Source organism: Paenibacillus sp. TSM33 (assembly GCF_056099025.1).
Window position 1 is genome coordinate 1009209 of record NZ_JBLZXB010000017.1, and the last position, 9942, is coordinate 1019150.

At 49.1% G+C, this 9942-nt stretch carries 8 protein-coding genes; all 8 read right to left on the reverse strand.

The window, feature by feature from the left end; genetic code table 11:
• Nucleotides 1–19 precede the first annotated feature (19 nt).
• Nucleotides 20–1387 carry an NfeD family protein gene (locus ACN6NF_RS16445; RefSeq protein WP_474318627.1) on the reverse strand — a complete coding sequence of 456 codons (1368 nt, stop codon included), beginning with the start codon at nt 1385–1387 and terminating at the stop codon, nt 20–22.
• Between the two features lie 280 nt (nt 1388–1667).
• Nucleotides 1668–2111, reverse strand: a complete 444-nt coding sequence (locus ACN6NF_RS16450; protein ID WP_013372151.1) for a GatB/YqeY domain-containing protein — start codon at nt 2109–2111, stop codon at nt 1668–1670.
• A 16-nt stretch (nt 2112–2127) separates the two neighbouring features.
• Nucleotides 2128–2301 carry a 30S ribosomal protein S21 gene (gene rpsU / locus ACN6NF_RS16455; protein ID WP_005547957.1) on the reverse strand — a complete coding sequence of 58 codons (174 nt, stop codon included), beginning with the start codon at nt 2299–2301 and terminating at the stop codon, nt 2128–2130.
• Between the two features lie 170 nt (nt 2302–2471).
• Nucleotides 2472–2831, reverse strand: coding sequence for a histidine triad nucleotide-binding protein (locus ACN6NF_RS16460; protein ID WP_013372152.1), 360 nt, complete (start codon nt 2829–2831; stop codon nt 2472–2474).
• Between the two features lie 162 nt (nt 2832–2993).
• A complete protein-coding gene (locus ACN6NF_RS16465; RefSeq protein WP_474318628.1) occupies nt 2994–4337 on the reverse strand; it encodes an aminotransferase-like domain-containing protein in 1344 nt (447 codons plus the stop codon).
• 350 nt (nt 4338–4687) lie between these two features.
• Complete coding sequence (locus ACN6NF_RS16470; RefSeq protein ID WP_474318629.1) at nt 4688–5098, reverse strand: hypothetical protein; 411 nt, start codon at nt 5096–5098, stop codon at nt 4688–4690.
• Nucleotides 5099–5360: 262 nt separating this feature from the next.
• The gene (locus tag ACN6NF_RS16475; RefSeq protein WP_474318630.1) at nt 5361–8756 is read right to left on the reverse strand and encodes an AAA family ATPase; all 3396 of its coding nucleotides are present in this window, start codon (nt 8754–8756) and stop codon (nt 5361–5363) included.
• Nucleotides 8753–9937 carry an exonuclease SbcCD subunit D gene (locus ACN6NF_RS16480; protein ID WP_474318631.1) on the reverse strand — a complete coding sequence of 395 codons (1185 nt, stop codon included), beginning with the start codon at nt 9935–9937 and terminating at the stop codon, nt 8753–8755. Before ACN6NF_RS16480 ends, ACN6NF_RS16475 begins: the two co-directional genes overlap by 4 nt.
• Nucleotides 9938–9942 lie beyond the last annotated feature (5 nt).

Sequence of the window (9942 nt, forward strand, 5' to 3'; positions counted from 1 at the left end):
TTCTTCGTTGTTTGCTTGATTAGACACTTGCGTCTGCTTTGACTACAATTCGCCCGCCTTCTACTTTGGATACGATAATCGGCATATCCGGGGCGATAAACTCCCCATTCGTTACGACATCCACTCGCTCGTCAGCGATTAGCACCGTTCCAGCTGGACGTAATGGGGTCAGACTGACACCCCTCTGACCTAGTAACGTTTCCCGATTCACAACCGAAGAAAACCCTTGGTCAGCCGTTAAACGTTCCTGAAGTATAAAACGGTTCCATATCCCTCGGTCCTTAAAGACAACCGCGATGATCGCCACCACGGCAACAGCCGCTGCAAAAGCAATCCCCAACGATATAAACGCATGCTGCATGTTGTATGCAGCACGGACTACACCCGCGACAAGGCTGATGGAACCTAAAATACCCAGAATGCCAAAGCTTGGAATAAACATTTCAAGTACAAGCAGTGCCAGACCGATAATGAACAACAGCCACGTCTCCGAACCTGCAAAGCCAGCGATATAATTACCAAAGAAATACAAACCAAATCCAAGTACACCTAAAATTCCCGGCACACCAAAGCCAGGTACAAGCAGTTCAACAACTAGACCCGCGATACCAATAAATAAAAGCAAGGTCTGCACGATCGGATTGGTCAATATTTCGGCTGCTTTTTCACCCCATGTGCGCTCTACATGGATTACATCATCCGTACTGTAGCCCATCCACTGGATAACTTCTTGTTCCGAAGACGCGATGTGATCCGCATACCCCAATTTCAGCGCTTCCTCACTGGTTAAAGAAATGATCTGGCCATTTTCCTTATTAAAGTTCATCTCCGGGATAGATACAGTCGTTTTGGAATCGACCATGCCTCTAGCAATATCCGGATTGCGCCCGCCAGCTTCTGCGGCAGATGCCATGCTACTCTTCCACCAAGCTATCGTTTTTGGGTCTGTAATAGCATTCCCCCTGCCGTCTACTAACGCTGCTGCTCCGATAATACTCCCCGGTTTCATAGCAATCTTGTTAGCACTCAACGCAATATAGCTACCCGCTGAGGCCGCTTCGCCCTTTATATAGGCTACGGTCGGAATGGGACTGTCTTTAATCAGTTTGCCCAGCTTCTCCGCTGTATCTACCCGTCCGCCGGGAGTGTTAATATCCAGTAAAATCAGACCTGCTTTGGAATCAACTGCTTCTGCAAATCCACGCTCCATAAATTTGCCCAGACCCTGTTCAATTTCCTGATCAATTGGTATAACAAACACAGCTCCACCCTTTGTTTGAGCCGTCGCCGATCCAGAATGAACTAAGGGTAACAACAGAACGGATATCATAATCCACAACGTTAAAAAGACCAATTTGCGGCTGGAGTGGTGATGTTCTCTATGCATTTCATCCCCCCCTTTCGATCTTTCCTTGTTACAGCATACCAAACTTCGTTAGACAAACTATACAGTTTTCAGGATTTAATGTGAAATTATTGGGTATATTGCTAATCCTGACGCCTGTCAAATACTTTACGCCCCTAATGGACATCACGTTTCACACAATTATGGGAAGCACTTTCATGAAGGCGTTTTTCACCATTATCTTTTATGGCAGGCATCACACATATAGAAATAACACCCTCTGTAAACAGAGGGTGTTGTGTTTTCCTGTTTGTCGCAGGGTTTATTGCAGAAATTGCTGAACCGCCTGGTTCACGAGCTTACCGTCAGCACGACCTTTTACCTTAGGCATTAAGGCCGTCATTACTTTCCCCATCTCGGCTTTTGAAGAAGCACCGGTTTCCTGGATGGTCTGCTGTACAATAACTTTAATTTCTTCTTCAGAAAGTTGTTCAGGAAGGTACTGAGCGATGATCTCTATTTCTGCTTTAGTGCTTGTCGCAAGTTCATCACGACCGGCTTTTTCAAACTCATGGAGGGCATCTTTTCGCTGTTTGATCTCACGACTCAGAATATCAAGCACTTCGTTGTCGTCCAAATTCCGTTTCAAATCTATTTCAAGATTTTTAATCGTAGAACGAACCATTCGAATGGTGGAGAGTTTGAACTTGTCCTTACTCTTCATTGCTTGCTTCATATCTTCGTTCAATCGTTCGCTCAAATTCATGATTACTTAGATCCTCCTAGAACTTTCTCTTACGAGCAGCCTCGGACTTTTTCTTGCGCTTTACGCTTGGCTTTTCATAATGCTTGCGTTTCTTCACCTCAGCCAATACGCCATCCTTAGCAATGGAACGTTTAAAGCGACGAAGTGCAGCATCAATTGTCTCGTTTTTGCGAACTTTAGTTTCAGACACCAGTTTTCCCTCCCTCCGACCAGACCGTCCAAGAGCAATAACACGGTTCATCAAATTTTATTATAGGTGAAACAGAAACCAGGTGTCAACCTATAAGAAAAAATGAGTACATAGAAGAAACTTTTTTTCCCGTCACTTCCGCATTACTGAAAAGACTAGCTCTGTCATTTTTAAGAATGCGAGTCCGAAATACCTGTCAGGGCACCTAATTTGGCGCCGCCCAGCAAATGATAATGCAGATGCCCTACCGCTTGTCCACTATCCGGACCGCAGTTGTTAATCAACCGATAACCAGACTCAGCGATTCCCAACTTTTTCGCAACCTCAACCGCAACACGATGAATCTCCGCAATAAGAGGAAGATCCTCCTCCGTTACAGCATTCATTGAAGGAATGTATTTTTTTGGAATAATGAGCACGTGTACTGGCGCCGCAGGCTGGATGTCATGAAATGCGAGCACATTGTCGGTTTCCAACACCTTTTTACTGGGGATGCTTCCATCCACAATTTTCAAAAACAGATCGTCCATTCAAAACCCTCCTTTGGCAGTGAGCCGATCATAAGCAATTAAACACAAGCAGTCCTTGCTCTCGGCATTCAAAGTTATGTATTTTCCACACCAAACAGAAACATATTCAATCATGATTGGTTATACCTATGTTTCTATATACATCATAACGGAAAATGGGGCTTAATACCAGTTTCCCTTACTAACTTCTTCTATTATAGATTTAACTCCTCTATCAATTAGATCTGGCTGTGCACGCGAAATACTTATGCGCAAAAATTTCTCTTGTTCCCTGTAGCTTGATAAATAAAAGCCTTTACCCGCTACAACTTGGATGTTACTCGCGTTAAGACTGTGTATCAAACGTTCCAAATTTACCGTCCTGGGCAGCTTAAACTGCGTATAAACACCTGAGGTTACAGCTGGAGTTTGAATGTACCCGGACTGATTGTATCGTTCCACCGCCTTGTTCAGAATACGAACGCGCTCCGAATACAGTTTGGATATCGTGTGTTTGTGACGTTCATACATTCCATTTTTAATATAGATATCAAGTGCTGCCTGAGACAAAATGGATGTGTCAACATATCTTTTATAGGTACTGAACGTCTTTAATAGCATTTCTGGCAGTACCGCAACCCCTAATCGCAAGCCAGGGAAAATGATTTTTGAGAAGCTTTTCAAGTAAATAGTGTGCTCTGTCTGATCGTATGCATAAATGGGATCAACAAGATGATCAACTCCCAAATCAGCCATATAGTCATCTTCTACGATGTACACATCATATTTGGCAGCCAAGGCAGCTATCGTTTTTCGTTCCTCCGTGTTATATGAGATACCCAGAGGATTATGATGCCTTGACATGGTATAAAAAAATTTGATATTCTCCCGCTTAAATTGGTTCTCCAACTCATGAAAATCCAGACCTTCCGCTGTCCGTGCAATTGCATTGACGGGTATGCTCTCTTCCTCCAAAAAACGCAAATATATATCGTAGCTGGGCTGTTCGACCAAAATTTTTTCTTTGCCATTGGGAAACGGCATTTTTGCGAGTATCTCTAATGCCTGTTGAACACCTGAGGTAACGATAATTCGATCTGTTTTTGCAAACACCTGAGTATCAGCCAAATGAGAGACGAGCGTATGTCGTAATGTTTCCAATCCTTGCGAATCCCCGTAAGTGAACAGATGATATTTGTAGGTATCAATAGCCTGATTTAGACAATGCTGAAAATCCAGATATGGAAATACGTTTAAATCCGGGGATGCTGAAGCAAAATCAACGTAGTCTGAAATATGGCTATGGTGTACATCGCTGGGGTTTTCCACTACATAGTATCCGCTTTGCGGTATGGAATAAATGGCATGCTTTCTTTCAAGCTCAGCATAAGCTCGCAGAATTGTGCTTTTACTGCACTTGTATAGCTCCGAAGCATCACGGACCGATGGCAGCTTGTAACCAGATCTATATTGTCCCTCGCGAATTTTAAGCTCTATATCTAATAAAACCGAAACATATTTTTTCACGACACCCTCCTGCCTGTTCTGTACATCCTCTTTATACGCTTATTCATTCTTATATTTCTGTACAAGGTTGATGTTAACATGGTTTATAGATAAACAGGATACCTCTTTTCATTAAACTGTACCCATACAGTTGTCATCCATAAATCATTGTAACCTCACCGAAGGCTGTAACCTTATAGCTCATTTACATATTGAGACGGTAGATGTGAAAAAGAGGCTGTTTCTTCATGCTGGAAGAAGCAGCCTTACTTAGTGATGATGTATGGATACGCCTATATAGCCACTTGTACTGTACAAGAGCTGTAGGCGGGAGAGAGTAGAACGATGGTCAGGCAACGAAGGAGATCGGATTAGTAGTAAGGCAGTAAGCTAATCGCTGTCAACGCAGCAAGTGGCAGAATCAAACGATTAAAGCGGCGACGTCCGTATGGAAATCCGTACGCATAGGCGGGTACTGGGACTGGGTAAGGGTAAGGGTACGGATAAGGGTATGGAGGATAAGATGCATAACCGCTATAAGCACGGGAGCCACATCCACAATTGTTGGGCGGATATGGGAGATTAACATTTTCCATTTCTTCTCCACCCATAGGAACGGCTAAGTATATCTTTTCATCATCCACATGCTCTACAATTCCGTCATACATTGTCCCGTCCTTCACCCATACGCATACATAACGATGCATATGCTGTTGACATAGTGTTTTAGCATCCATCTGTTTCGGTGCTGCAACATTTTCGGTTGTCATGCTTTTTTCCATGGTCGTTTCCTCCTAGGCTCTTACATGTATACCGTATGTTATTCAAAAACGGGCTATGTGCTACATCAAATTGGGCGAATTCCGGATTGCAAAAAAAAAGAAGCACCCCGGGAGCTCTTGGCAGAGCCCCTCTGAACGGACGTATGACGGGAAGATTTCTTCCGCAGCATACGTCCGCCGGGGTGCTGTATGATTAACTTGTCGGCTTAGCTGTATTATAACAATAGTTTGAAACTGTATCTGTGATCCGTATCACATTGTTTCAAAATGTTTCCATAACTACACGAGAACCCCCACCAGCCTGCTCTGCGGGAAGAACGACCAGCTTGCGTGGGAGCCGGGCCCGCAACTCGGGTACATGGCTAATCACACCAACAGATAATTGATCGTGATGCAGCTTTTCTAACGAGGTAATCACTGTGTCAAGCAGTTCAGGGTCCAATGTTCCAAAACCTTCATCCAGAAAGAAAAATTGTAGAGGGTATTGGCCCCGCAATTGAATTTGAGCCGACAGCGCAAGCGCAAGCGACAAAGAGGTCAGGAACGTTTCGCCGCCGGACAAGGTCGATACCGGACGTTTGACACCACCGTTGGCATCATCACTAATGACAAAACCACCACTGGAATCTACTTCTAGCGCATAACGCTGCTTAGTCAGAAAACGCAGGCGGCGTGAAGCGGATTGGCTGACCTGCATGAGCTGCTCCTCGGCAATATATTCAACGAAGGCATTGCCTCGAAAAACAGACTGGAGCTTGGACATTTTTTCTGCCTCGCTACGCAGATGTAAACGATTGGACTCCAGCTCCATCCAGCGGACATGCCGACGCTGCAAGTCCTCTAAATCACGCTCAGCCTTGGCGCGATTCTGAAGCGCCTCTTCATCGCGTGCACGGCAATCACGCAACCTCGCAGTGATCGTTTCCCACTGTTCCTCTGTTAGTGTTGCTCCATTCAGCTGCTCTTGGACATGTTTTAAGCGCGAAGACAGCTCCTTCTCCCGTTCTCGGTGCAAATTCACTTCACGTTCATAGCGTGCGGCTTCTTCTGGTTCCAAGCAGCATTCCATGACCTCTGCCTCCGTAGCAAAAGAGGAAGCTTCCAGACGGTTGCTCCAACGGGATTCTGCCGTCTGCCGTCTTTCTTCTGCCGAGTCGGAGGCCTGCCGCGCTATTAGTGAAGCATGAACAGCCTGCTGCTTGCGTTCTTCCGCTTCGGTACGGCGGCGTGCAGCGGCTTCGGCTCCGTTTTTCAGTCCCAACAAGCGTGAGGTCGCTTCTTCCAGCAATGAGGCTGCTTGGCCTTCTCCAACCCACTTTCGGAGCTGTTCCAGCTTTTCACGCAGCAAATCATCTCTGCTCTGAAGCCCTGTACGACGGGCAATAATGATTTTGTCTTCCTCGATGATGCTTTGCTGTATCTGCTGTACACGCGCTGCCTTTTCTTCGAGGAAGGTCACGCTCGTCTCCAGGCGGGATCGCAGCTCCTCCGCACGTCGGTCACGCTCTTGCATAGCGCGATAACGCTCGGCAGCTTGGTCCGGGCCGACATCTGGCAGCTGTACCGCCCATTCGGCTCGCAGCCCCTCGCTGCGCGTGGTACATGCCTCGCGCTTGTTCCGCGCTTGCGCCAGTGCTGCAACCGCCGCCTCCTGCTCGGCGGCTGCACGGATACGGCGTTGCTGTCCTGCGGCGTCTGCCTCGCGCAGTGCCTGTGCCTCGGCAGGCAGCGTATGCGCACGAGCTGCCAGCTCAGCCGCAGCATGCTCCAGCGCTGTACAGCGCTCCGCCCATTCGGCGACACCGCGTGGCACAGCAGCCGCAGCAGAAGGCGTAAAAGGCTCGCCCGTGGCGGCAGCGCCGCTGTCTGTGGCTGCGGGCTGCGCCAGCAGGCTGCGCTGCTCGTGCAACTGCTGGCGCAGCGTGAGACGCAGCTCCTGTAAGCCGAGCCGCAGGCGGTGCAGCTCATCTGGCGCGGCTGAATCCGCGCCATGGGCCGCACCAGCGGCTGGTGCGGGGTGATGCAGAGAGCCACACACTGCGCATGGCTCTCCTTCACGCAGCTCGGCAGCAAGATGCTGTGCGAGACGCGCGAGCTCATCGGCACGGAGCTCGTGACGCAGCTGCTCCTCCTCGGTAACCAGTGCCGACACATCGGCTGTAATTTCCGCATCCAGCGCCAGCAACGCCTCAATGCCTTCAGCCACCTGTGCAGCAAAGACAGAACGCCGTGCCTCCGTCTCCTGTGTCTCCTGCTCCATTAGCTTTAGACGTTCGTCTGCTAGTGCAAGCCGTTTCTCCTGAGCCAAATACTCCTGTTCAGCTTCACGCCATTGCTCATGCGCTGTCTCCAGCTGTTGTAGCCGCTGCACAGCCTCCTGCAGCATACCCCGCTCATCTGCACGCACTTCATTTTGCTTCAACTCCTGCTGAAGCTCCTGCTGCCGCTTTAAACCTCGTGTCTGTAACTCTTGTTCCTTTGCGAGACCTGCGGCATGCTCTGCAAGGGTTTGTTCGCTATGCGCCAGTTCGGCCGCCAAACGTTCCCGTTCAGTCCGCAGCACTTCCGTATCACGTTCCAGTTGAAGTGCCTGCTCCAGTTGATCGATCCGAAGCAATAGCTTTGGTTCTTCGGCACTGAGTGCTTGCCGGGCCTGCTCGTCTGCTTGCACAGATACAAGCGCCGCCTCCGCTGCGGAGGTAGCCAGGACTGCCATTTGTTCAGCATTCTTTTGCCGTTTTTCTGCTTCGGCAACGGCTTCCTTCCAATCCGTCAGTGCAGGCAACAACGCCTCCGCTGCAGATGCTTGTCGCAGCTTGCGCTCCAGCAAAGCAATGCCTGGTTCCTGTCTTGCTATCTCCTCCAACTCATTCACTCTTTGGCTAAGCTCGATGACCAGTTCCCGTGTTTTGTTCAGCGTCTCCGCTTCCCGCGAAACACGCTCTAGCTCGCGGCGCGAGGCCTCTGCATGGTCAATCGCTTCTTGGAGGCGCAGCTTTACAAGCTCAAGCGCTTCAGCACTCGCATCCCCCAGCCCTTGCTGCTCCGCTTCCAACGATTTCAGGGCGATGTCGTTGTCCTTCACACGGCGGCTCAGCTTCTGAGCAAGTTGATCTCCGTACTTCTCCAGATGGAACAAACGCTGAAGCATCTGTCTGCGCTCACTGCCCTTTAAAGACAAAAATTCCGCAAACTTTCCCTGCGGTAATACGACCGCGCGGGTAAAATCGTCCATTTTCAGGCCGATATACTCTTCCACACAGCGTGTCACATCCTGAACCTTGTCAGCAAGCACTTCCTCGCCGTCTTCTGTATATGCAATAAAACGGCTAAGCGTATTATTAACCGATACGCCTCCTGCGCGTTTGAAACGTCGTTCTACACGGTAACGGCGAGGTCCTTGAGCTGACATTAATTCAAACGTAAATGCTACAGACAACGTGTCCTCGGCATGATTCATAATGCCTTGTGTACCATTCACCGCCCGCTCCACTTTACCGTACATGGCCAACGTAATAGCATCCAGCAACGTTGATTTACCACTACCCGTTGGACCAAAAATTCCGAACAGTCCCGTTTCGGTCAGATCGTCAAAGCGAATTTCCTGCGACTCCCGGTAGCTTTGCAACCCCGCCAGTTTCAGAAGGATCGGTTTCATACTTCATCCTCCTCAGCGTGGTCTCTTGCATCATCCTGTTCTACCAGTTCCAGAAATAACTGTACTAATCCGTCATCCGGCTGTGCTCCGCCCGTCTGTCGTTGATAGAACGCCCGGAACAGCTCATGAACCGGCAATTCTGAACGTTGGTGTTCCAACTGTGCCGCAGCCATTTCTGGGTACACGGGACGAATATGAATGATGCCTTCACGGCTTTTGCGCAGCCGTTGAATATCTCCCATCGACATCGCTTCATCCAGCGTAATTTCCAGGTCAATAAAAGCATCAGCATCCAGTCCTTCATCCAGCCAGCGATATACCTCCTCCAGACCTCCCCGTGCGCGCCATCTCACTAATGGGCGTCCACTGGTAATATACAGTTCCTCAACCTGTGCTGGCTTGCCAGCAATCACGTCAATTAACGTAACTGATTTGGCTTGTCCAGCTTCGGAAAAGCTATAAGCCAGCGGAGAGCCGCTATAACGCATCAGCCCATCGCCCTTCACATATTGGGGACGATGCAAATGTCCCAGGGCTGTATACTGCGCTCCAATGCTCAAAGCAGACGGATCTACGGTATAGGCTCCCCCGACCTGAATGGGGCGTTCCGAATCCGACTCCAGCCCGCCAAGCACATATATATGGCTCATCGACAAATTAACAGTATCGGGCCGAAACGCTGTACCCAGCTGTGACATTAGCATCCCTACACGACGGCTATATGCCTCGCGTAATATGGTTTCATCCCCGTCTTCAGACAATAGCTCATTCAGACGAGACTCAGAGGGATATGGCAAGGCAGCAATACATGCCATATCGCCCGTTCGCGGTGTACGAACGCGCACAGCTTCCCCATGAGGCAGTCCCAGCAATGTAATTCCGCGTCCGCTCACCAGCGGGGTGACCGAGGATACCCTTTCTGGCTGATCATGATTGCCGGCAATGACGACGAGCGGTCTTCCCTCAGCTGTAAGACGCGCAGATGCTTCATAAAACAATTGCTCTGCGGCGGCCGAAGGATTGACTGAGTCGTACACATCCCCAGCCATCATAATCAAATCAGCCTGCTGGTCGTCGGCCATTTTCACCAATTCTTCCAAAAACGCCTCCTGCTCCTTCAGGCGGCTTCGCCCTTCCAACGTGCGGCCCAAATGCCAATCACCTGTATGCAAAATCCGCATGCTAT